Annotated in this window: 21 protein-coding genes, 2 tRNA genes and 1 pseudogene; 14 read left to right on the top strand and 10 right to left on the bottom strand. The window is 67.1% G+C overall.

Features of this window, described 5'->3' with window-relative positions:
• Positions 1 to 4: 4 nt before the first annotated feature.
• Complete coding sequence (locus ACZ6SF_RS08410; protein WP_466061397.1) at positions 5 to 1,006, bottom strand: NAD(P)H-quinone oxidoreductase; 1,002 nt, start codon at positions 1,004 to 1,006, stop codon at positions 5 to 7.
• Positions 1,007 to 1,076: 70 nt separating this feature from the next.
• On the opposite strand from ACZ6SF_RS08410, the gene ACZ6SF_RS08405 reads away from it, so the two are divergent.
• The 6 genes from ACZ6SF_RS08405 (at position 1,077) to ACZ6SF_RS08380 (ending at position 4,706) form a co-directional block, all read left to right on the top strand.
• Positions 1,077 to 2,252, top strand: coding sequence for a lactate 2-monooxygenase (locus ACZ6SF_RS08405; protein WP_466061396.1), 1,176 nt, complete (start codon positions 1,077 to 1,079; stop codon positions 2,250 to 2,252).
• Positions 2,253 to 2,340: 88 nt separating this feature from the next.
• A tRNA-Ser gene (locus ACZ6SF_RS08400) sits at positions 2,341 to 2,428 on the top strand.
• A gap of 137 nt (positions 2,429 to 2,565) precedes the next feature.
• On the top strand, positions 2,566 to 2,892 hold the full coding sequence (locus ACZ6SF_RS08395) for a type VII secretion target (protein WP_466061395.1): 327 nt from the start codon (positions 2,566 to 2,568) through the stop codon (positions 2,890 to 2,892).
• Between the two features lie 50 nt (positions 2,893 to 2,942).
• Positions 2,943 to 3,617, top strand: a complete 675-nt coding sequence (locus ACZ6SF_RS08390) for a WXG100 family type VII secretion target (protein WP_466061394.1) — start codon at positions 2,943 to 2,945, stop codon at positions 3,615 to 3,617.
• Position 3,618: 1 nt separating this feature from the next.
• A complete protein-coding gene (locus ACZ6SF_RS08385; RefSeq protein WP_466061393.1) occupies positions 3,619 to 4,113 on the top strand; it encodes a hypothetical protein in 495 nt (164 codons plus the stop codon).
• On the top strand, positions 4,110 to 4,706 hold the full coding sequence (locus ACZ6SF_RS08380) for a hypothetical protein (RefSeq protein ID WP_466061392.1): 597 nt from the start codon (positions 4,110 to 4,112) through the stop codon (positions 4,704 to 4,706). Before ACZ6SF_RS08385 ends, ACZ6SF_RS08380 begins: the two co-directional genes overlap by 4 nt.
• Here the strand turns inward: ACZ6SF_RS08380 and ACZ6SF_RS08375 are convergent.
• Both ACZ6SF_RS08375 and ACZ6SF_RS08370 read right to left on the bottom strand, forming a co-directional pair.
• Positions 4,634 to 5,560, bottom strand: a complete 927-nt coding sequence (locus tag ACZ6SF_RS08375) for an alpha/beta hydrolase (protein ID WP_466061391.1) — start codon at positions 5,558 to 5,560, stop codon at positions 4,634 to 4,636. The genes ACZ6SF_RS08380 and ACZ6SF_RS08375 overlap by 73 nt on opposite strands.
• A 124-nt stretch (positions 5,561 to 5,684) precedes the next feature.
• Positions 5,685 to 6,836 (bottom strand): annotated as a pseudogene (locus ACZ6SF_RS08370) (amidohydrolase/deacetylase family metallohydrolase); the annotation flags it as partial.
• A gap of 289 nt (positions 6,837 to 7,125) precedes the next feature.
• On the opposite strand from ACZ6SF_RS08370, the gene ACZ6SF_RS08365 reads away from it, so the two are divergent.
• Both ACZ6SF_RS08365 and ACZ6SF_RS08360 read left to right on the top strand, forming a co-directional pair.
• Positions 7,126 to 7,824, top strand: a complete 699-nt coding sequence (locus ACZ6SF_RS08365; protein ID WP_466061390.1) for a FadR/GntR family transcriptional regulator — start codon at positions 7,126 to 7,128, stop codon at positions 7,822 to 7,824.
• Between the two features lie 372 nt (positions 7,825 to 8,196).
• Positions 8,197 to 8,811 carry a putative glycolipid-binding domain-containing protein gene (locus ACZ6SF_RS08360; protein ID WP_466061389.1) on the top strand — a complete coding sequence of 205 codons (615 nt, stop codon included), beginning with the start codon at positions 8,197 to 8,199 and terminating at the stop codon, positions 8,809 to 8,811.
• 6 nt (positions 8,812 to 8,817) lie between these two features.
• Here the strand turns inward: ACZ6SF_RS08360 and ACZ6SF_RS08355 are convergent, their stop codons facing one another.
• Positions 8,818 to 9,765 carry a prephenate dehydrogenase gene (locus ACZ6SF_RS08355; RefSeq protein ID WP_466061388.1) on the bottom strand — a complete coding sequence of 316 codons (948 nt, stop codon included), beginning with the start codon at positions 9,763 to 9,765 and terminating at the stop codon, positions 8,818 to 8,820.
• A gap of 58 nt (positions 9,766 to 9,823) precedes the next feature.
• On the opposite strand from ACZ6SF_RS08355, the gene ACZ6SF_RS08350 reads away from it, so the two are divergent.
• The 3 genes from ACZ6SF_RS08350 to ACZ6SF_RS08340 all read left to right on the top strand — a co-directional run bounded on the left by ACZ6SF_RS08350 (position 9,824) and on the right by ACZ6SF_RS08340 (position 11,030).
• The gene (locus ACZ6SF_RS08350; RefSeq protein ID WP_449995343.1) at positions 9,824 to 10,363 is read left to right on the top strand and encodes a tRNA adenosine deaminase-associated protein; all 540 of its coding nucleotides are present in this window, start codon (positions 9,824 to 9,826) and stop codon (positions 10,361 to 10,363) included.
• A 28-nt stretch (positions 10,364 to 10,391) separates the two neighbouring features.
• The gene (locus ACZ6SF_RS08345) at positions 10,392 to 10,826 is read left to right on the top strand and encodes a nucleoside deaminase (RefSeq protein WP_466062216.1); all 435 of its coding nucleotides are present in this window, start codon (positions 10,392 to 10,394) and stop codon (positions 10,824 to 10,826) included.
• 116 nt (positions 10,827 to 10,942) lie between these two features.
• Positions 10,943 to 11,030: transfer RNA gene (locus tag ACZ6SF_RS08340), tRNA-Ser, on the top strand.
• 67 nt (positions 11,031 to 11,097) lie between these two features.
• On the opposite strand, the gene ACZ6SF_RS08335 is transcribed toward ACZ6SF_RS08340, so the two are convergent.
• On the bottom strand, positions 11,098 to 11,928 hold the full coding sequence (locus ACZ6SF_RS08335) for a ferredoxin reductase (RefSeq protein ID WP_466061387.1): 831 nt from the start codon (positions 11,926 to 11,928) through the stop codon (positions 11,098 to 11,100).
• Positions 11,929 to 12,101: 173 nt separating this feature from the next.
• Here ACZ6SF_RS08335 and ACZ6SF_RS08330 point away from each other — a divergent pair, with 173 nt between their 5' ends.
• From ACZ6SF_RS08330 to ACZ6SF_RS08320, 3 genes are all read left to right on the top strand, one after another.
• Positions 12,102 to 12,707 carry a TetR/AcrR family transcriptional regulator gene (locus ACZ6SF_RS08330; protein WP_466061386.1) on the top strand — a complete coding sequence of 202 codons (606 nt, stop codon included), beginning with the start codon at positions 12,102 to 12,104 and terminating at the stop codon, positions 12,705 to 12,707.
• A gap of 155 nt (positions 12,708 to 12,862) precedes the next feature.
• Positions 12,863 to 14,266, top strand: a complete 1,404-nt coding sequence (locus tag ACZ6SF_RS08325) for an MFS transporter (RefSeq protein WP_466061385.1) — start codon at positions 12,863 to 12,865, stop codon at positions 14,264 to 14,266.
• A gap of 58 nt (positions 14,267 to 14,324) precedes the next feature.
• On the top strand, positions 14,325 to 15,008 hold the full coding sequence (locus tag ACZ6SF_RS08320; RefSeq protein WP_466061384.1) for a VOC family protein: 684 nt from the start codon (positions 14,325 to 14,327) through the stop codon (positions 15,006 to 15,008).
• Positions 15,009 to 15,091: 83 nt separating this feature from the next.
• On the opposite strand, the gene ACZ6SF_RS08315 is transcribed toward ACZ6SF_RS08320, so the two are convergent.
• The 5 genes from ACZ6SF_RS08315 to ACZ6SF_RS08295 form a co-directional block, all read right to left on the bottom strand.
• Positions 15,092 to 15,676, bottom strand: a complete 585-nt coding sequence (locus tag ACZ6SF_RS08315; protein ID WP_466061383.1) for a TetR/AcrR family transcriptional regulator — start codon at positions 15,674 to 15,676, stop codon at positions 15,092 to 15,094.
• A gap of 4 nt (positions 15,677 to 15,680) precedes the next feature.
• Positions 15,681 to 17,879, bottom strand: a complete 2,199-nt coding sequence (locus ACZ6SF_RS08310) for an MMPL family transporter (protein WP_466061382.1) — start codon at positions 17,877 to 17,879, stop codon at positions 15,681 to 15,683.
• A 508-nt stretch (positions 17,880 to 18,387) separates the two neighbouring features.
• Complete coding sequence (locus ACZ6SF_RS08305; RefSeq protein WP_466061381.1) at positions 18,388 to 18,840, bottom strand: hypothetical protein; 453 nt, start codon at positions 18,838 to 18,840, stop codon at positions 18,388 to 18,390.
• Between the two features lie 615 nt (positions 18,841 to 19,455).
• The gene (locus ACZ6SF_RS08300; protein ID WP_466061380.1) at positions 19,456 to 20,202 is read right to left on the bottom strand and encodes an SAM-dependent methyltransferase; all 747 of its coding nucleotides are present in this window, start codon (positions 20,200 to 20,202) and stop codon (positions 19,456 to 19,458) included.
• 241 nt (positions 20,203 to 20,443) lie between these two features.
• The gene (locus tag ACZ6SF_RS08295) at positions 20,444 to 20,671 is read right to left on the bottom strand and encodes a hypothetical protein (RefSeq protein WP_466061379.1); all 228 of its coding nucleotides are present in this window, start codon (positions 20,669 to 20,671) and stop codon (positions 20,444 to 20,446) included.
• Between the last annotated feature and the right edge of the window lie 356 nt (positions 20,672 to 21,027).

Raw genomic sequence — 21,027 nt, 5'->3', positions numbered from 1 at the left:
ACGCTCAGCGGTCACCGATTCGCAGGACCACCTTGCCGAAGGTCTCGTGTTCGTCGAGCATCTCGTGGGCCCGCGCGGCCTCGGTCACCGGGACCTCGGCGTGGATCACCGGTACCACCGCGCCCTTCGCCAGTAGCGGCCAGACCCGTGCCCGGACCTCGGCGATGATGTCGGCTTTGCTGCCGCGACCGGTGGCGGGCCGGTCGCGGAGCTTGAGGGCCCGCACCGTCCCGCGTTTGCCCATCAACGCGCCGAGATTCAGCTCACCGTTCACCCCGCCCTGCATTCCGATCACCAGCACTTGGCCGTCCAGCGCGAGCGCGTCGACATTGCGGCCCAGATAGGCGGCGCCCATATTGTCGAGGATGATGTCCGCGCCCGGCCCGCCCAGACCGTCTTCGGCCCGGATGAGGTCCACGAAATCGTGTTCGCGATAGTTGATCAGAACAGTCGCGCCCAGCTCGGCGCAGCGCTCGAGTTTGGCCGCCGATCCGGCCGTCACCGCGACCCGGGCGCCCAGCTGGACCGCCACCTGGATCGCGTGGGTACCGATCCCGCTGCCGCCGCCGTGGATCAGCAGCAGATGTCCCGACCGCAGTCCGGCGGTCATCACCAGATTCGACCAGACCGTCGCCGCCACCTCGGGCAGTCCGGCGGCCGCCACCAGGTCGAGCCCGTCCGGTACCGGTAGCACCTGCCCGGCGGGCACCACGACCTTCTCCGCGTAGCCACCACCGGACAGCAGCGCGCACACCCGGTCGCCGGGCGACCAGCCGGTGACCCCTTCGCCGACCCCGGCCACCACACCGGAACATTCCAGGCCGGGCACCGCGGTGGTCCCGGCTGGGGGAGCGTAGAGCCCGCGCCGCTGTAACAGGTCGGCCCGGTTCACTCCGGCCGCCGCGACCTCGATCAGCACTTCACCGCGGCCCGGTACCGGGTCGGGCGCTTCGGACCATTCCATGACCTCGGGCCCGCCGAAGCCGTTCAAGTTGATCGCGCGCATCGCCCCATACTGCAACAGAAACCGCCGAGGGTCTGCCCACGGTGCCCGGACACGGCTAGCGTGACTGTCCGTGAGCAGCTTCATCGACTTCCAGAACGAGATCTACCTCCAGGGAATGGGCGGTGCGGTCCCCGACCTGCCGATGACGGCCGACGGGTTCGAGGACAAGGCCCGGGAGCTGCTCGATGCCCGCGCGTACGCCTATGTGGCCGGAAGCGCGTCGAGCGAGCGGACCGCCGCTGCCAACCGGGCCGCGTTCGAGCGCTACCGGCTGGTCCCGCGGATGCTGTGCGGAACCAGCGGCCCCGGTGCCCGGGACACCGCGGTGGAGGTGCTGGGTACGAAATTTTCCGCGCCGGTGCTGACCGCGCCGGTGGGAGTGCTGGAGTTGTTGCACGAAAAAGGTGAGGTGGTCGTCGCGCGGGCGGCGAAAGAACTCGGGGTCGGCAGCATCCTGTCCACTGCCTCCTCGTCCACCATCGAAGAGGTCGGTGCCGTCGCCGGTGACTGGTGGTACCAGCTCTACTGGCCCGCCGACGACGAGCTGGCGCAATCGTTCGTGCAGCGCGCCGAACGGGCCGGGGCCTCGGCGATCGTCGTCACCGTGGACACACCGTCGCTGGGCTGGCGTCCCCGCGACCTGGAATTGGGGCATCTGCCGTTCCTGCTGGGCAAAGGTATCGCCAACTACCTGTCCGATCCCGTTTTCCGGGCCAAGCTCCCCGCACCGCCCGAGGAGAGCGAGGACGCCATGCGGATGGCGATCCTCACCTGGGTGGGATTGTTCGGCAATCACAGCCTGCGGGTCGCCGACCTCGCGAAACTGCGGGAGTGGACCGAGTTGCCGATCGCGGTCAAGGGCGTGCTGCACCCCGACGACGCCCGCGCGGTCGTGGACGCGGGCGCCGACGGCGTGCTGGTGAGCAATCACGGCGGCCGCCAGATCGATAATTCGATCGCCGCCCTCGATGCGCTCGGCCCGATCGTCTCCGCGGTCGGCGACCGCGCCGATGTGCTGTTCGACTCCGGCGTCCGCACCGGCTCCGATGTGCTGGTCGCCCTCGCCCTCGGCGCCAAGGCGGTCTGCTACGGCCGGCCGTGGGCCTACGCGCTCGGTATTGCCGGACAGGCCGGAGTACGCCACGCGCTGCGACTGCTGCTGGCCGATTTCGATTCCGCCATGGGTCTTTCCGGTTGCGCCGATCTCATCGGAATCACCCGCGACCTGCTGGCCGTCCCACGCTGAACCCGCTCCGGCGTACCGGCCGCGAACTATCCGCCCGGCCCCCGGGATTTCGCTGGCCGCGGGGTGCATCGGTTACCATCGAGGCCCTGGAGACGTGGCAGAGCGGCCGAATGCACTCGCCTTGAAAGCGAGAGTCGTGAGAGCGACCGGGGGTTCAAATCCCTCCGTCTCCGCCACGGTCCGCCGGATCGGGCACTCGTGTGTTTGTGATCGTGCTCCGTCGGTGACTGCTTGCCCTCTTCCTACGGCTGTGCCAGGGTTGCCGGGGATGTACGCGGTGTGGGAGCGCTGCCAGAAGGAGGGGGTCCGTACGATGCCGGATGAGCTCAGGGTCGATCCCGAAGAAGTCGACAAGTTCTCCGAGAGTCTGAAGAAACTGGCGGACGAGAACGTGAGTGCCACAGCCTATATAGACAAATGGCTGGTGGCCGACAACACGGTGTGGGGCGATGGTGGATTGATTCGCATCGGGCTCGGTGCGATCAGCGAGGCGCACGAGAAGCTCAAAGCGAACTACGAGGCGATCGGCAATCTGTCCGCAGCCGCGGCGGCCGAACTTTCGGCGGTGGCCCAGATGTACCGGACCACCGACTCGGGGAATGCCTCCGCACTGGATCGTACGTATCCGGGTGGCAAATAATGGCCGGATCGCCCATAGAGAAGTTGTCCGAGCCGGCCCCCGAAGATCCGATGAACGACAATTTCGAACTCATCGTGACTTCCAACGAGATCTCGCCGACCTATTGGGCGTGTACCTGGCTCAAGAATGTTTGCGGTATGGACCCCGTGGAGTGGCTCGGGCAGAAGATTTCCGGTGATTGGGAGGCTCTGCAGAAGGCAGGCAAGGCAGTCGAGAATCTGGCGGCATACAACGCGAGCCTGTCCGATCAGATCGCTGGTGCGGCCAAGACAGCCGACCTCACCTGGGACGGCAACGCTGCCTCCAGCGCCCAAACGTACTTCTCGGAATTGACCACCGCGATTACGGCGCAGATCGATGCACTGAACACAATTGCCGACGAGATCAATAATTTCGCGAATGCCGCGTATTTCGGTGCGAAGACCTTGGGCGATGGGGTGCAGACACTGCTCGATATCGGCGCCATTGCGTTGATCCAATTGGCCGCGGCAAAACTCGCCACGGTCTCGGGCGTAGGAATTGTTGCGACCGCGGCTTTGGTCGCGGCTGCCACGCTGACCACTTTGAGGGCTATCGCGGCTTTCAACATGCTTGTATCGAAGCTGACTTCGCTGTATATCAGCCTGGAAGGTATCGCCGGGCTCGTATACGCGGGAATCGGGACGCTCCAGTCCGGCGAGCTGCCCCCGCTGCCCCAGAAGTCCTACGACCATCCAGGAGCCTGATATGGGTTCACCAGAGCCGATACACGATCTCGCGCGAGGAGATATCGCAGTATCGCGCCAGCTCACCCAGGCCCTGAAGGTCATCATGGCAGGTACTGCCGACCCTCGGCTGAAAGATCAGATCCGCGCCATTCTTGAAGGTCGGGGCAGCGCCCGTGCATTGATGCACAGCGACGCGTTCAATATCGTTCTCGATCAGACCATTCCCACGGCCATGCAGGAGTTTGCTGCGATGCCGGAAGAGGAACGGCAACGGCTCGCGGCTCAGGGACAGGCGCAACTCGATCAACTCCGCGATCGGCCACAGGAGTGGGGTTCACCGGCGCCTCCGGCCGAGAGCCAGGCCGCTCAACCGCCGACAGCCCAGGCCTCGCCGACGGCCCCTCCACCACAGCGGGGGCGCAAATCCTACCGCGACCAGGTGGTCACTCCCGACGAACCCGATGAGGACGACCTCTATTACCGTGATCGCCGGGAGAACGGCTGGCTGCGGTGAGTGGGCGGGAGAAGGTCCTGTTCGAGACCGAAGTGGATGTGGATCGGCCCCCGATTTTCACCGACGCACCGCTGGAATTGAAACTGGTCGCGCAGTTGCCCGACGTGTGCAGCGAGCATGGCCTGGCTTCGGTGAAAAGGCGTCCCTTCGTGGTGAACTCCCAGGGGATGCCGGGAGCCGAGATACCCACCCTGCGGGTTTTCCTCCGATCCATGCGCCTGCCCTGGCGGCCCGACGACAACTACGGAGTCCAGGCACGCCTCCGGTTCGACTGTCCGGCGTGCGAATTTTGCCTGACGGATGTCAGGAGATACCGGCGGATTGCCCAGCTGGCACTGCTGGTTGTTCTGCTCGTGTTCGGGGCTCTGGCCGTCGCGTTCGGGTTCGGGGCGCAGCAGTTCTACCTGCCGCTGGCGCTGGCGGTTCTCCCCGGATGCTTTCCGCTTTTGATGACCATAGGCGTACTGGCCTGGACTCGTTCGGGGTTCTTCGCCGATGTCTGGCTCTCCCACGAGACCGATCAGCTGATCGTCTCGGCGCACCCCGATTTCGTCGCGGCCGTCGAGCGGCAGCGAGCGGAGCCGGCCGACTGATCCCGGTGGGCCCGCACGATATCCAGAGCGGCGCCCACCAGCACACCGCCGGGCCGGCGGAACTCCTCGAGGATCGTGAAATGGTCCGCGTCCTGGATGGGGAGTAGCCGGGTCGGGGCTCCCGCGGTTGAACGGTGCGCGTGCAATGCGACCGAATCGGCGACCAGGGCCGGGAGTTCGGCCGCCCCGTAGGCGACGGTGAGGGGGTTGGTGTCGCCCACGGGACGGTGCAGGGGGGAGAGGGTGGTGATCTCCGCGGGGGTGAGGGCGAGCGCCTCGCCGAACCCGGTTTCGGTGAGTGGCCGCAGGTCGTATATCCCGGAGACCGCGAGTCCACCGATCACGCCGGGCAGGTCGAGGGCGAGCGAGATCAAGTGGGCACCGGAGGACCAGCCCGAGACGACAATCGGCCCGGCGACCCCGTGTTCGGTTCCGTGCGCGCTCAGCCAGCCGATCGCGGTGCGGATCTCGGCAACGATTCCGGTCAGCGACGCTTCCGGTGCCAGGGTGTGCCCGGGCAGCGCCACCGACCAGCCGTGCGCGCGCAGCCCTTCGGCGACGGTGGCGAATCCCTGGCGGTCGTTGCGCTGCCAGTATCCGCCGTGGACGAAGACCAGACAGGGCGCGGCGGGATCCGCGGCCGGGTAGATATCCCATTTGTTCGCAGGGAGCGGGCCGTACGGGATATCGAGGTGCGCGTCGTGGTCTGCCCGGAACCGCCGGGAGTTCTCGAGCCGCGTCCGGATGAGCGAGGCGGCGGCGGGAACGGCGGCATTGCTGTCGTAGTCGGCGTGGCGTGGATACGCGGTGCCGGCGGCCGGCCGGGTCCCGATAGCGCCGGAACCGTCGGTCATGCCGGGACCGCGATCGGCAGGATCGGGGAGTCGGCGTCGTGCCGGGTACCGCCGCGCAGGCAGAACGCGGGCCGCAGCAGCCGGTCGGCTCGGGCGATCGTGCCCTCGTTGTCCTGCAGCGCGAAGGTGCCCGCTCGTCGTCGAGGACCGTGATATCGGCGGCCCGGCCGACTTCGAGTGCGCCGAGTTCATCGGAGAGCCCCAGCATTTCGGCGGCGTTCGAGGTGGCCATCGCCACCACCTGCGGCAGGTCCAGCCCGAGGGCCAGCATGGAGCTCATGGCCTGGGTGAGGCTGAATCGGGCCTGGCCTTTGAAGGGGTGGTTCTCGTCGTCCGGGTGTTCGGCCGGTGTTCCGGCGGGCGGCGGTACCTCGGTGTTGTAGCCGTGCATATCCGCGCCGAGGGTGTGCGGTACCACGCCGGCCGCGATGGCCTTGGCGGCGATCCGGTAGGAGAAGTGGCTGCCGTGCCCGACGTCGATCTCGAGCCCGCGATCCAGCGCGGCCCGGATGACGGTGTGCACCTTGCCGTTCTGGTCGACGAAACCGCCGGGGTGCCGGGTGAAGGGATGGGCGAGTACGTCTCCGGGCTGCAACAGCGGGATGACCCGCTCCAGGATCGTATCGGCGTCCTCGCCGTTCGCCCCGCCCTCGGGCAGTTTCCACAGCTGGCCGAAATGGACGTAGAGGGGCAGGTCGACCCGGTGCGCGATCTCGGCGGCCATTTCGATCACCCGGATGCCCCAGCGCGCGAAACCACCGATCTCGGCATGCGCCTTGATCCCGCGCACCAGGTCACGGTTGCCGGCCACGGCCGCGACCGTCGCGTCGACGTTCACGCCGTCGGGACTGTAGAGGTTCTCGTACAGGTGGCCTTCGAGCCCGCCCACCAGGTAGGCGGACAGGAACGCCAGCACCCGGGTCTCGGCGGGTTCGGCGATGAAGTGCCGGAATCCCGGCAGCGTCATACAGGAGGGTCCGCCCTGGTCCACGACCGTGGTGACCCCGGAACGGACGCCGACCATATCGGGATCGAGGCCGAAGCGCCCGGAGACGTAGCGGAACACGTGCGCGTGGGTATCGATCAGTCCGGGAACGACGAGTTTCCCGTCGACGTCGACGACCGCACGGGCGCTCGCGGCCGGGATCTGCGGCTGTATCGCCACAATGCGCCCGGCGCGGACGGCCACATCCAGCCGGCCGTCGAGGCCGTTGGCCGGGCTGATCACCCGGCCGCCGCGCAGGAGCGTGTCGTAGCGATCCGGCGAATTGTTCATGCGATTACCTCGAATTGCCCGTGGGTGCTCGTCGGTGTCGCGGCGCGCGGTTTCCGGCGCCGTCGGCACCGGCTCCGATTTCCGCAGAATTGGTCCGACCACATCGACTGTAGGGACCCGCCGTCATCCCGGGCGACCCGCCGGAGCGAAACGTAACCTGCGAAACAGGAACGTAACTGTCGGGCGATCGGGTCGCTCGGGCCCGTATCGGCAATGGCGAATCGGCGGGCTTTCTCCATCGGATGGTCCGATTCTGGCCCGGGTACGCGGCTGCGGTTATCGTCGTTGCATGAGGCCAGTTTCGGTTCCTCCTCTGAACCGCCGCTCCCGCAGTGTCGGCTCCGAGGTGGCCGCTCATATCGAGCAGATGATCGTCTCCGGGGAGTTGTCGGCGGGTGATCGCCTGCCGGCCGAACGCGAACTCGCCTCGAGCCTGGGCGTCTCGCGGACCTCGCTGCGTGAGGCGATGTTCGAACTCGAACGGAAACAACTGGTCGTGCGGCATCAGGGGCGGGGAAGTATCGTCGCCGCGCCACCCGCGGCCGCCGCCGAACTGTTCGGCGGGTTGTCCGAACTCGACGCCGAACTGGGTAACGCGGTCGAGTTGCGCGATATCGTCGAACCCCGGATCGCGCAGTTCGCGGCCCTGCGGGCGGTCGAATCGAACCTGCTGTCGCTCTCGCGGGTACTCGACGACTCCGACGAGCATCTGGCGGTCGAGGAATCCATCCGCCTCGACGTCGAATTCCACACTCTGCTCGCACATGCCGCGCAGAACCCGCTGCTGGTGGCGTTGTGCGCGATGACCACCAGCTGGACCGAGCGCACCCGCGAACTCTCGCACAAGACCCAGCTGGGCCGCCGCATCTCCATCCAGGGCCACCACGCGATCTACGAGGCCGTCGCCTCCCGTGACGGCGCGGGCGCCTGCGCGGCGATGGAACAGCATCTGCGCGATGTGAAGGAAATCGGCCTGCGCCGGTTGTGACGGCCGGCGGTTTCGGAAATCGGCCTGCCGGGGCGGACTTCGGAACCGGTGGATTCCGATGCGCGGCAGCGGGTGCCACGGCGGATTCCGTGAAATTCTGTGCGGGAGTGAATCACCCCGTACCTGCCTGGATTCAAACGCTGTTCACAACACTTCGTCCCATGTTTACACAATCGGTCTATGGTCCGACCAATCAACCTTATCTTGGCCTTGTGTGATCTCTGGGCCCATTCATTTTCCCGAGGAGCCCGTATATCGGGACCGTCGATTGTCGACCTCGAATCACCCGGGTGCACCGACGCCGTCCTGCCCGGCGACCGGTATGTCGTGGCGACCTCCGGGTCCGGGCCGCGCGGTGCGTACGGTGGACACGTGACGCAAACGAGTGACGAAACTCCTGGTCCGGACACCGCGCCCGCGCCGGTGCGGTGGCCGGCTGTCCTCACCTGGCGTGCTTACGACAACTCGCGGATGGAATCGGTCCGCGTAACCCTGAACGGCAACAGGATCCGCGCGAGCGGCCGCATCATCGGCGGCGGCTGCGGCGAGCATCCCGCGTTCAGCGCGTCCTACGACCTGGTCACCGACGAGAACGGCGCCACCCGGCGGCTCTCGCTGCGCAGCACCACGGCCGCGGGGGAGCGGCATGCCTCGATCGCGCGCGACGAGGAGAACTACTGGCTCGTCGATGCCACGGGCACCCATATCCGGTCCACCTTCGGCGGCGCGCTGGACGCGGACGTGGTGCTCAGCCCGTTCTTCAACACCCTGCCGATCCGCCGTTTCGGCCTCCAGCACGCCATGGAGGACGTCCAGGTACCGGTGGTCTACGTCGGATTGCCCGACCTCACCGTGCAGGAGGCCGATCTCACCTACAGCAGCGCCGGGGACGGCATCAGCGTGCTCTCGCCGGTGTCCAGCGCCACCCTGACCGTGGATCCCGACGGCTTCGTCCTCGACTACCCGGGGCTGGCCGAACGGGTCTGAACCGGGTCACAGACGGGTGATCACTCCGCCCCGCCGGCCCGCCTCCTGCAGCCGCTCCAGCCAGCCCTCGGCGCCGGGTTCGATATCGGCGATCTCCCAGCGTTCGACGGTCTCGTAGCGGCGCCGTGCCGCGTATCCGGCGGCGGTGAGTTCGTCCAGCGAGGTGGACGTGTCCAGCGCCGCCCGGGCCTCGGTCAGCGTGGTCAGGGTTTCGTCCAGCACCGCCAGCAGGGCGTCGGCGTTGGGTTCGCAGATGGCGCGCACAAGATCGGGCGCGGTCCCCGCCACCCGGGTGCCGTCACGGAAGGAACCCGCCGCCAATCCGAGCGCGAGATCCCCGCCGCGCGCCCCGGCCACCGCCAGCGCCTCGGCCAGTACATGCGGCAGATGCGAGATCCGGGCGACCGCGCGGTCGTGTTCGGAGGCGATCACCGGCACCGCGACCGATCCGCAGTCCAGGGCCAGCCGGGCCACCCGGGTCCAGGTGTGCGGATCGGCGCCCGCGTCCACGCCGACCGCCCAGGCGGCGCCCCGGAAGAGCTCCGGATCGGTTGCCTGCCAGCCCGATTCGGACGTTCCCGCCATCGGGTGACCACCCACGTAGCGCCGCTCCAGCCCGAAGCGCCGCACCGCCGCGGCGACCGGGGCCTTCACGCTCACCACATCGGTCAGCCCGCATTCGGGCGCGTACGTGGCGATCGCGTCGAGCATGGGGTCCACGGCCGGCATCGGAACGGCCACCACGATCAGGGCGCCGGAATCGGCGGCGCGGCCCAGCGCGGCCGCGAGGTCGCCGGTGACGTCGAAACCGGACGCGCGCGCTGCCGCCACGCCCGGCGCCGAACGGTTGTATCCCCAGGCGGTACGCCCCGCCGTGGTCGCCGCACGCAGCAGCGATCCGCCGATCAAACCCGTCCCGAGAACGCAGAGCGCCGTATGGTCGTCAGCAGTCACCGGAACAGATTCGCATACGACTTCATCTAAGCGCCCCGGGCCGACTACCGTTGCGCCCATGGCAGCACAGCGCTCGGGCACGAACGGGGCGGCGTCGGATGATTACGACGACGTAGAAGGGTTCGCGGTGGCCGTTGTCCGGGAAGACGGTACCTGGCGATGCAGCCCGCTGACCGCGGCCGCGCTCACCACCCTTTCCGCGGCGGAGAACGAACTGAAGGATCTGCGGTCCTCCGGTGCGGTATTCGGGCTACTCGATATCGACGACGAGTTCTTCATCGTGGTCCGGCCCGCGCCCAGTGGTACCCGGTTGCTGATCTCGGACGCCACGGCGGCGATCGACTACGACATCGCCGCCGATGTCCTCGAGGAACTGCATATCGAGATCCCCGATATCGACCCCGACGAACTCGACGATATCGACCCCTACGAAGAGGGCGATCTCGGCATTCTCGCGGATCTGGGCCTGCCGGAACCGGTGTTCAGCGTGATCCTCGCCGAAACCGACCTCTATCCGGACGAGCAGCTCTCGATGATCGCCCAGCGCCTGGGTTTCGCCTCCGAGTTCTCCGCGGTGCTCGACAAACTGCCTCGCTGAGGTGAGCGTTCCGCTCTCCGATACCGATATGGTGCGCACGGCGCTGGCCGTCGCCGCCACCGCCGATCCCCGCGACGTTCCGGTGGGGGCGGTGGTGTTCGACGCCGCGGGCCGGGAACTGGCCCGCGCCACCAACGCGCGCGAGGCGACCGGCGATCCCACCGCGCACGCCGAGGTGCTGGCCCTGCGCCGCGCCGCGGCGGTCCACGGCGACGGCTGGCGGCTCACCGGCGCCACCCTGGCGGTGACCCTGGAACCGTGCACCATGTGCGCGGGCGCCCTGGTCGCGGCCCGGGTGGACCGGCTGCTGTTCGGGGCGTGGGAGCCGAAGACGGGCGCGGTGGGGTCGCTGTGGGATGTGGTCCGCGACCGGCGTCTCAACCATCGGCCCCAGGTCCGCGGTGGGATCCTGGAGGACGAGTGCGCGGCGATCCTGGACGATTTCTTCCGGTCCCAGCGCTGAACCGCCGAGCCCGGCTCGCCCGGTGAGCGGCGCGGTCCGGCGCGGCTGCTCCGCGCGGATCGGCAGGTCGGGGCCCCGATTTAGGGATAACCGGCGGTTCCGGTACAGTCGTGGGCGGTGGCGTGTCCGAGCGGCCTAAGGAGCACGCCTCGAAAGCGTGTGAGGGGTAACCCCCCTCCGAGGGTTCAAATCCCTCCGCCACCGCTTCGAGCCCCTCATCCGGAGATCCGGGTGGGGGGCTTCTTCGTGGGAGGGGTTTCCGCTCCGGAACTCAGGCCGACCGGCGGGCCGGCGCGCTGTGGTGCGTATGCCGTGACCGTGCCGGACGGGTCGCCGTGATCCGGGCCGCGGGATAGCGTTCCACGTGCAGCGTGCAGGTCGGGTTCACCCGCGGCAGGGCCCGGGCGGCGGCCTCCACCATGGACGCGGGGCCGCAGACGTACACCGCGGTACCGGGATTCGCCCGCGCGAGCAGTTCCTCCATATCCGGGGCGCCGAATTCGTCGTCGGGCCGGACGAGGGCGCCGGGGAGCCGGTTGATGAAGGGCATCGATACGCGGGTGCGTCCGGTGTAGACGAGCGTGCCGCGCCGGCCCGCCGCCTGCACCATGGGCAGCAGTGCGGTGATGCCCATACCTCCGGCGACGAACAGGTATTCGGGGACGTCCACGAACGGGAAGGTGTGCCGCGGGCCGAACACCCGGATGGTGTCGCCGCTGCGCATATCCTCGTGGATCTCGATGGACCCGCCGTCACCGTGCGGATCGAGCCGGACGGCGATCCGGTAGGCGGAACGGTCGTGCGGATCGCCGCACAGCGAATACTGCCGCTGCCGGCCTGAGGGCAGGAAGAGATCCAGGTGCGCGCCGGGGAGCCAGGCGGGCAGCGGGTCGCCGTCGGGGTCGACCAGCACCACGCCCACCACGTCCGCAGCCTCCCGCTGTACGGCCGCGACTACCAACCGGAGATTGAATCCGCTGTGCCAGAGCGTCTTCGGACGCGGCAGCAGCGAGGAGGGCCGGTGGGCGACGAGTATCGAACGGCAGGCGTCCACGGCCGCGCCGATCATCTGCAGGCCGCGGGGCGGCACCTGGGTGCCCATCAGCTGTCCGCCGCTAGTCGGGCCGGACGACACACCAGAGAGGAACAAGCGACTGCTTGGCTGGTCTGCACCATCCGGCGAATCTACACCGCAACATAATTAATAGCAATGTTGCAATATTGCGAGTGCCCGATAGGTGTTTGTGCTCACGCGGTACTTGCTAGCGTTACCTCATGTCCGCCGCGTACCCATCGTCCCCCGGACTGCAGGACGGAATCGAAGCTCGCATTCTGGACGCGGCGTTGATCAGGTTCAGCGAGTTCGGCGTCAAGAAGACGACCATCGAAGACATCGCCCGGCAGGCCGGCGTCGACCGCGTCACCGTATACCGTCGCGTCGGTTCCCGCGACGACGTCGTCCAGGCGGTCGTGAGCCGGGAGGTGGCCGCGGTGCTCACCGAGGTCGACGCCATCTCCACCCGCCACAGCAGCCTCGACGACCTGGTGGCCGATATCTTCGTGACCGTTATCACCCGATGGCGCGAGCACACCCTGGTGAAACGGATGCTGATGGTGGAACCCGACCGGATCCTGGAGAAACTCACCACCGAGGGCGGGCCGGTATTCGCCATGTCGGTCGCCGCCGCCCACACCGCGCTGTGCCGGGCCGCGGATTCCGGGCTGCTCGCCGAACCGGCCGATCTGCTCAACCGCGCGGAAGTGGTGTGCCGCCTGGTGCATTCGTTCATCCTGTGCCCGTCGGGCCTGGTGCCGCTGGAGACCGACGACGACCTGGACCAGTTCGCCCGGACCTACGTGGTGCCCATCGTCACCGGCTGACCGGTCCGCGGAGCGAACTCCTCCGGCGGTGGCTTCTTCGAGCCTCGACCCCGGATACCGGTACGGATCGGCGTCCGGGCCTGCAAACTGGGCGTTGGGGCGGCCCGGATCACCACCCGGGCAGCCCGCGCACCGGTGAACGGGAGGAATCGCGAATGTCGGAAACCACGACCGAAGGCACGACAGACCCCGGGAAGCGGCCGCCGTCCACCGCGCCGGCGTCCTCACCCGCGTCGACGCGCCGCGCCGTCCTGAACACGCTGCGCGGCTCGTCGGGCAACCTGGTCGAGTGGTACGACGTCTACGTCTACACCGTGTTCGCCTCGTATTTCGAAAGTCAGTTCTTCGATTCGGCGGATAAGAACTCCACCGTCTACGTGTACGCGATCTTCGCCGTGACCTTCCTCATGCGCCCGGTCGGTTCGTGGTTCTTCGGCCGCTACGCCGACCGCCACGGCCGACGCGCCGCGCTCACCTTCAGCGTGTCGCTCATGGCGGCGTGTTCGCTGGTGATCGCGGTAGTGCCCGGACGCGAAGTGATCGGCGTGGGCGCGGCCGTGATCCTCATCCTGTGCAGGCTTGTGCAAGGATTCGCGACCGGCGGCGAATACGGCGCTTCGGCCACCTATATGTCCGAGGCGGCCACCAAGGAACGCCGCGGGTTCTTCTCGTCGTTCCAGTACGTCACTCTCGTCGGCGGCCATGTGCTCGCCCAGCTCACCCTGCTGGTGCTGCAGGTGTTCCTGGACAAGCAGGAGATCTCCGATTTCGGCTGGCGGATAGCCTTCTTCATCGGCGGCGTCGCGGCGGTGGTCGTGTTCTGGCTGCGCCGCAGCATGGACGAATCGCTCACCGAGGAACAACTCGACGCCGTCCGGCGCGGCGAGGACACCGAATCGGGCTCGCTGCGGGTATTGGTGCGTGACTATTGGCGTCCGCTGCTGGTGTGTTTCTTCGTCACCATGGGCGGCACCCTCGCCTTCTACACCTACAGCGTGAACGCGCCCGCTATGGTCAAAACGGCGTTCGACGGTCACGGTATGACCGCCACCTGGATCAACCTCACCGGTTTGATCTTCCTCATGCTGCTCCAGCCGATCGGCGGCCTGATCAGCGATAAGGTCGGCCGTAAACCGGTACTGGTGTTCTTCGGGATCGGCGGCGTCGCCTACACCTGGTTCCTGATCAGCTTCCTGCAGGACACGACCTCGGTGGCCGGAACGCTGCTGGTGACCTGTATCGGCTACATCCTGCTCACCGGCTACACCTCGATCAACGCCATCGTCAAAGCCGAACTGTTCCCCTCCCATATCCGAGCCCTGGGCGTCGGCGTCGGTTACGCGCTGGCCAATTCCGCGTTCGGCGGCACCGCGCCGATGATCTACCAGGCCGCGAAGAACGGGGGACATGTCACCTGGTTCATCGTGTACGTCACCGTCGTGATCGCGGCGTCGCTGTACGTCTACCTCTTCGTCCTGAAGAACAAGACCGAGACGGCACTCGACCGGGAACAGGGGCGCGCGTTCGTCCGAGCCGGGGATACCACCGACGTCCCTTGACCTGAATCAAGGTTGAGGTCATAGCGTCGGCGGTACCTCCGAACCGAATGGATGTGCCATGAAAATCCGGGAAGTAGCCATCACCGCAACGGACCTCGACGGTGTCGCGGCCTTCTATCAGGATGTGCTGCGACTGCCCGTGTCCACGGACGCGGGAAGGGTTTCCGTCGAGATCGGCGCCGGCCGCCTGGTCGTCACCGAAGGCGAGCCCTTCGCCGGAGTGCACCACCTGGCCTTCGGAATCTCACCCCACGATTTCGAGACCGCCCGGCGCTGGCTGAACGGACGCGTCGAACTGCTCCGGCTGAACGGGTCGGAGATCATCGAGGGTCCGGCGGGCTGGGATTCCCGCTCGCTCTACTTCCGCGGCCCCGAGGGGATCGTGCTGGAACTCATCGCCCGTCACGCCGATGCCGGAGTGCCCGCCGGCGACGGCGAGCGGCCGGCGCTGTTCTCGATCAGCGAGGTCGGACTCGGGGTGGCCGATGTCGGGCGCGCGGTCGCCGAACTGCACGACACCTTCGGGCTGCCGCCTTTCCCACCGCAGCTGACGCAGTTCGCGCCGACCGGCGGGCACGACGGGCTGTTCATCGTCGCCGATACCGAGCGGATCTGGTTTCTCACCGAGAGCGACTACCCCGCGCGCGGACCGATCGCCGTGCGCATCGAAGCACCCAGGCGGGGCAAGTCGGCCCTCGGCCCGCTCATCGATATCGAGGCGACCGGCACCGAGAACGTGTGAACAGCGGGTCGCCGGATACGGCGAGGTATACCGGATCTCACCGTGTTCCGTCCGTCGTGTGCGAGTGAGGGATCGACGGGATCTCAGAGTGGCAGACCGTTTTCCATGAATTCCAGCGCCTCGTTGACGACGGCGTAGATATCCGGGTTGTTCTCGTCGACCGCGCGGAGGTAGGCCATCACCGCGACGCCCGCCACCGCTCCCGTCCAGTAGCGGACATACGGGTCGTCCGGTCGGCGGCCGGTTCGCTGGGCCACGGCCTCGAGAAACGGCGGCAGATCCGTCTCGACCTTGGCCGCCACGGATGCGCGCAACTCCGGCACGGTGGCGATCAGTTTCATCCGGGTGGTCTCCAGCGCCGCCATATCGACATCCGCGCTCGCGAGAACCGCGAGAAGCGCATTGCGCATTGCCCGGAGCAGGGGTAGTTCGGCGGGTTCGGCGAGGAACTTCTCCAGGAAGATCGGATCGACGCGGTCGTAGAGGACGGTATCCGGTTTGCTGGGGAAGTAGCGGAACAGCGTGCTCGGCGAAACCTCGGCGGCCGCCGCTACTTCCTCCAGCGTTGTCTTGGCGTACCCCTGCTCCCGGTAGAGGCGCAGCGCGTGATCCTGGATGGATTCACGCGTGCGCTTCTTCTTGAGCTCTCGCAGGCCACCGGTACTCATGAACTCATCTTGCCGAACCCTCGACCGGCCGGACAACCGCGCTCGCCTCCGTTTCGGGAGCGGTGTCCGGGAGATGGCGGCCTTCGACGTCCAGATCCGGCAGTATCCGGTCCAGCCATTTCGGCAGCCACCACGCCTTGTCCCCGACCAGTGCGAGCACCGCGGGAACGATCGTCATCCGCACCAGGAAGGCGTCGACAGCGACCGCCGCCGCGAGCGCCACCCCGATCTGCACGATATCGCTGGCGTCGCCGGTGCTGAACCCGGCGAAAACGCTGACCATGATGATCGCCGCTGCGGCCACCACCCGCGCCCCGTGCCCGAATCCGGCCCGGACGGCCGCCGTCGCGTTCGCCCCGTGCACGTACTCCTCCCGCATCCGGGTCACCAGGAACACCTCGTAGTCCATGGCCAGCCCGAACACCACGCCGATGATGAAGATCGGCAGCATGCTCACCACCACGTCGGTGGTGTGGATGCCCAGCCATTCCAGCCACCCCCACTGGAAGACGGCCACCATGACACCGAAGGTCGCACCCAGGCTGAGCAGGAACCCCAGCGTCGCCTTGAGAGGGACCACGATCGACCGGAAAACAGCCATGAGCAGCACGAACGACAGGCCGACCACCACCAGCAGGTAGGTCCACAGCGCCTGCGCCATCCGGTCGCTGAAATCGATGATGATGGCGGCGGTTCCGGTGACGGCGATCCGGGCGCCGAACCCTTCGGCGGTGCCGGCGATATCGCCGCGCAGTGTGTGCACCAGCTGCTCGGTCTCCGCGCTGTCGGGTCCACCGCGCGGGATGACCGCGATGATCGCGGTATCGCCGGCCGGGTTGAATTCCGGCGGCGCCGCCGTCGCGACCCCCTCGGCGCCCGCCAACTCGGTGTGCACGCGCCGCGCGGCGTCGCGATGGTCCGGGGCGCCGGCGAGATCCACGACCACCAGCAGCGGTCCGTTGAATCCCGGACCGAAACCCGCCGCGATCGCGTCGTAGGCCTTGCGCTGGGTGGTGTGCTCCGGGTACGTGCCCTGGTCGGGTACGCCCAGCCGGAGATCCAGCGCCGGAAGGGCCAGCACACCGATACCGATCAGCGCGGCGACCAGCATGGTCACCGGCCGCCCGGTGGTCAGGGCCGCCCAGCGCCGCGCCGGCGTGCGCGTCTCATCGTCCGCGCTCTCCGTCCGCCCCCGCAGACCGCGCCGCAGCACCCGCATACCGGCGAACCCGAGAAGCGCCGGCAGCAGGGTGACCGCCACCAGCACCGCGACGGCCACCGTGAACGCCGCCGCGATACCCATCTCGGTGAGCAGCCCGATACCCACCACGGCGAGACCGGTCAGCGCGATCACCACCGTCGTCCCGGCGAAGAGCACCGCCGAACCCGCCGTGGCCACCGCCCGCCCGACGGCCTCCTCCGGATCGGCGTTGCGGGTCAGCTCATGGGTGTAGCGGGTGACGATGAACAGCGCGTAGTCGATACCGACCGCCAGCCCGAGCATGAGCGCGAGAATCGGCGTCGTGACCCCGAGGTCGAGAAAGGCCGTGGCGGTGAGAATGCCGAGCAGGCCGACCGCGACCCCGGTGACCCCCGCGATCAGCGACATCCCAGCCGCGACCAGCGATCCCAGCGTCACCACCAGCACCACGGCGGCGATGAGCAATCCGATGAGCTCCTTGCTCACATCGGGCATCAACTCCATCACGTCCCCGCCCACCGCGACGCGCAGTCCGGCGGAATCGCTGCGTTCCACCAGATCCATCAGTTCCTGGCGGCTCGACTCGCGCACCGTCTCGAACGACACCGCATAGGTCACCTCGGCGACCGCCACCCGCCGGTCCTCCGAAACGAGCCCGCTCTCGAACGGACCCTGCACCGCCGCGACCTCGGCGGCCCCCGCGGCCTCCTGCACCACCTCGGTGATCCGCCGCCGCGGCTCCGGATCGGTCACCGCACCGTCCTGAGCACTGAACACGATCAGCGCGGTTCCGCCGTCCAAGGGCAGTTCGGAGAAGCGCTCCTCGAGCAGGTCGAACGCTTCCTGGGATTCGGTCCCCGGCAGGCTCAACGACGTGGCGGAAGGCTCGGCGAGCGTCGCCGCCCCCACCCCCAGCACAGTCAGGAGCACCACCCAGAGCAGGAGTACGAGTCGCCGGGCGCGATAGCTGAACCGCCCGATTCGATAGAGCATGGCCGACATGACAGCCTCTCCTATTTGGTAGTTGATGTCTTATGACAGTAACTACCATTTTTTGGCCAGGCAATACCCTCTCTTTACTGTCGACGGTGGTGGGCTGCCCCGTCCGCGGATCAGCTGTCGCTGGATGCGGGCTCGCCGCGACAGAGGGCATCGAGCCGATTTATCGCCGACCGAAGCCGAGACCGCGGTAGCCGGGTGGTCGGGGCTCGGACACCGCTCCGGCCGGACACCTGCCCGGCATCGCAGTGACGCCGGGATAGCGGGTCGCTGAGTGCGAATTATCAGCAGATCGGCGTAGCCGGGCTGCCCGGGAAGTACTCGAGGCTGTGGGGCGACTATCTGCGTCAGCTCAGCTGGAAGCCTGTTGCCGTTCGGGAGAGGCGGCGGCGGAACGACTCCGCCGCGCTTGGTAGGTGGAAAGGTTTGTACGGCAGGTGGCGTGGATGCGGCCCGAGGCGAGGCGTTTCCTGTCGTATAACACCTCACCTCGGAACCCCGCGATTCTCAGCTATCCGCCGCTGCTGCCGGTCAGTGGAATACCGGTGACCACCGTCTCCACCGTGACGATTTCGCTGGCCGACGCCGCCGGGTCGCCCGCGGCTGGTGGCAGGTGGTCGGCGCAGCGGCCGACCACGCGTACTGGCCCGCTCTTGTCGTTGTCGAGTGACCGGACCATCGACTCACCCGGGTGGGCAACCGACTCTTCCACCGGGAAGTTGTGGAACATCGGACCGACCGTGAAAACCGCGCCGGTGTCCGCATTCTCCGCCCAGCACACACCATGATCGTTCGGGTTCTTGACCATCCCGTACACGCTGCCGCCGTTCTCTGGGTGGAACTCTACGACCGGTGGCTGCAAGGCGCCGAGTTCGGCATTGGCGGTGGCGGGAAAGAGCATGCCGAATGCTCCGACGGCCGGGGCGATGGATAGCAAGGTTTTGCGGATAACGTTTTTACTCACGGGGCCGGATGCTACCAACGGGAATTCTCGAATGCCCATTCATGGGAAGGTGTTTGGGGCTGACCGGTACTCGATTTGCTGTCTCACCAGGGATGGAGATGAATTGTCTTCACTTCGGTTTCGTCCGGCGGCAAGCGGCCATTTCACATTCACGAGGTTGCGGGAAAGCGAATCCGTCGAACTAGACAATTTCTGGGTCGAAAAATGTTTTGCAGCGCTGATTATGGGTAAATAGTTGATCTTCCCATCGGATCCATAAATCCGTTCAGCTGACGATCTTTCCTCGGTCGATCATGTCCGCGGCCTCGGCGAGGGGGACCCACGCGATACTCTCGGCTTCGTCGCCATCCGTTCCCGTACCCCGGGCAACTCCCATACCCACCTGTCGACGATGAAGCGATGCCGGTACATCAGCAGCACCTCACGCCGTTCGTTGAGTACCAGTCATCACGCAGCGTGGCGTCCTGGCCGCGTACGGGGTGACTCGTCACCGTCCGGTAGCTGCATCGGCCAGAGGTAGTGCTCTCCATGGTCATTCGGTTTTCGAGACTCCATCCGGAGATCGGCGCGGGGTCGAGGCGGTCTGTTGCCCAGACCCCGTGCCGATCCAACCCGCTAGCGAGCCATCAGTGCGAAGACACCCCAGCCGAGGTATTCCCGCTGGTACCGCGTGTAGCGGGCAGGTCCGGTGGTCAGTTCGGCCCGCACCTCGCCGGCCAGCTCGTCATCGGGATTGTCGTCGAGCCAGCGGCGGAGGTTGAACCACTGGGCCGCCTGGTAGCGGTCCCAGCTGTCCGGATCGGCCAGCACCATTTCAACGATGTCGTACCCGAGATCGCCGAAATGCTCGACCAGCTCCGGCAGCAGCAGGAAGTCGTCCTTGCTACCGGCGAAGCAGGCTTCGGCGGTTTCCTGGTCGGGGACCTCCCTGAGCCAGTAGGGCTCGCCGATGAGCATCAGGCCGCCGGGGCGCAGGCTCTTGCTCAGCAGCTCGGCGGTGCCGGCGACGCCGTCTCCGATCCAGGTGGCGCCGACGCAGGCGGCGAGGTCGACCGGTTCGTCCGCGACGAAACCGGCGGCGTCGCCGTGCACGAAGGTCACCCGGTCGGTCACCTCGAGTTCGGCGGCACGCGCGTGTGCCTGCTCGGTGAACACCGTGCTGATATCCACCCCGGTGCCGATGATCCGGTGATCACGGGCCCAGGTGCACAGCATCTCGCCCGAACCACTGGCCAGGTCGAGCACGCGGGTCCCGGCTGTCAGGTGCAGGGCCCCGCCCAGGGTGGCGAGCTTTTCAGCGGTGAACGGGTTGTGGAGCCGGTGGCTGCTTTCGCGAATGGTGAAGATGCGTGGAAGATCCACGAGAGGTTCTCCTCGGATTCGATGAGGTCGGGGCAGGAATGAGTAGCGGTCGACCGGAGTCGGTCGCCGCTGCGCGGACCGTCATCGAAATACACCTCGTCTCGTGGGCACGGCTCTCGAGATCGATGAATCTAGACCTCTCGGTCCGAAGTCTCCACCGTTTTACCCGGCTCTTCGAGTGGACCGGGTTGGATGTCGACTTCCTTGGAACCGCGCGAACGGAGCCCGCAAGAGGTGCGGCTCAGGCGTTCGGCGCGAGATCCCTGCCCTGGAAGTACCGCGAGTGGGTGCGTCGAAGCGACTCGATCGAGTCGCTGACCAGCGAAACAATCTCCACGTTTGCGTCGGTGCGTGACTTCTCGAGTTCCAACCGGCGACGCATGGCGGCCCGCCGGCCGTCGATGCCGGAGAACTGGGTGACGATCCGCTCAGCGGTCTTGCGGTTGTATTCGATTACAAAAGCTGTCATTGGCCGACCCCCTTCCACCGTGCGTCCGCAGTAGCACCCTCCCTGACGCGCAACGCCCACGATAGGCGAAACGTACTGTGGGTGTTGTTCTTGTGTGCCGAGGGGATTCGAATCCCTAACCTTCTGATCCGTTCGTGTGTATGCGACTGTCTGTGTGGGTCTGTCACTGGTGTTGTCTGGCAACAGATCTCGGCTCCTCGCTCCGTGGGGGTACGCCTGAATGCGGGCTTGTATGGGGAGGTTTGTACGGGGAAAGTAAGGGTGAGGTTCCCCCGCTTCCTTGGAGGGCTCTGAGCATGGTCCGATAGGACCGGGAAGGAGCCCCGCGTGGCAGCACCGAAGAAATACCCGGACGA

Source organism: Nocardia sp. NPDC049935 (assembly GCF_055586645.1).
This window is presented reverse-complemented; position numbering and strand designations above follow the sequence as displayed.

Excerpts from the sequence above, each read along its gene's own strand:
- ACZ6SF_RS08385 (WP_466061393.1), top strand. The coding sequence starts at position 3,619 with ATGGGTTCACCAGAGCCGATACACGATCTCGCGCGAGGAGATATCGCA.
- ACZ6SF_RS08350 (WP_449995343.1), top strand. The coding sequence starts at position 9,824 with ATGGCAGCACAGCGCTCGGGCACGAACGGGGCGGCGTCGGATGATTAC.
- ACZ6SF_RS08310 (WP_466061382.1), bottom strand. The coding sequence starts at position 17,879 with ATGTCGGCCATGCTCTATCGAATCGGGCGGTTCAGCTATCGCGCCCGG.
- ACZ6SF_RS08345 (WP_466062216.1), top strand. The coding sequence starts at position 10,392 with ATGGTGCGCACGGCGCTGGCCGTCGCCGCCACCGCCGATCCCCGCGAC.
- ACZ6SF_RS08365 (WP_466061390.1), top strand. The coding sequence starts at position 7,126 with ATGAGGCCAGTTTCGGTTCCTCCTCTGAACCGCCGCTCCCGCAGTGTC.
- ACZ6SF_RS08410 (WP_466061397.1), bottom strand. The coding sequence starts at position 1,006 with ATGCGCGCGATCAACTTGAACGGCTTCGGCGGGCCCGAGGTCATGGAA.
- ACZ6SF_RS08335 (WP_466061387.1), bottom strand. The coding sequence starts at position 11,928 with ATGGGCACCCAGGTGCCGCCCCGCGGCCTGCAGATGATCGGCGCGGCC.
- ACZ6SF_RS08395 (WP_466061395.1), top strand. The coding sequence starts at position 2,566 with ATGCCGGATGAGCTCAGGGTCGATCCCGAAGAAGTCGACAAGTTCTCC.
- ACZ6SF_RS08295 (WP_466061379.1), bottom strand. The coding sequence starts at position 20,671 with ATGACAGCTTTTGTAATCGAATACAACCGCAAGACCGCTGAGCGGATC.
- ACZ6SF_RS08325 (WP_466061385.1), top strand. The coding sequence starts at position 12,863 with ATGTCGGAAACCACGACCGAAGGCACGACAGACCCCGGGAAGCGGCCG.
- ACZ6SF_RS08315 (WP_466061383.1), bottom strand. The coding sequence starts at position 15,676 with ATGAGTACCGGTGGCCTGCGAGAGCTCAAGAAGAAGCGCACGCGTGAA.
- ACZ6SF_RS08375 (WP_466061391.1), bottom strand. The coding sequence starts at position 5,560 with ATGACCGACGGTTCCGGCGCTATCGGGACCCGGCCGGCCGCCGGCACC.
- ACZ6SF_RS08390 (WP_466061394.1), top strand. The coding sequence starts at position 2,943 with ATGAACGACAATTTCGAACTCATCGTGACTTCCAACGAGATCTCGCCG.
- ACZ6SF_RS08330 (WP_466061386.1), top strand. The coding sequence starts at position 12,102 with ATGTCCGCCGCGTACCCATCGTCCCCCGGACTGCAGGACGGAATCGAA.
- ACZ6SF_RS08320 (WP_466061384.1), top strand. The coding sequence starts at position 14,325 with ATGAAAATCCGGGAAGTAGCCATCACCGCAACGGACCTCGACGGTGTC.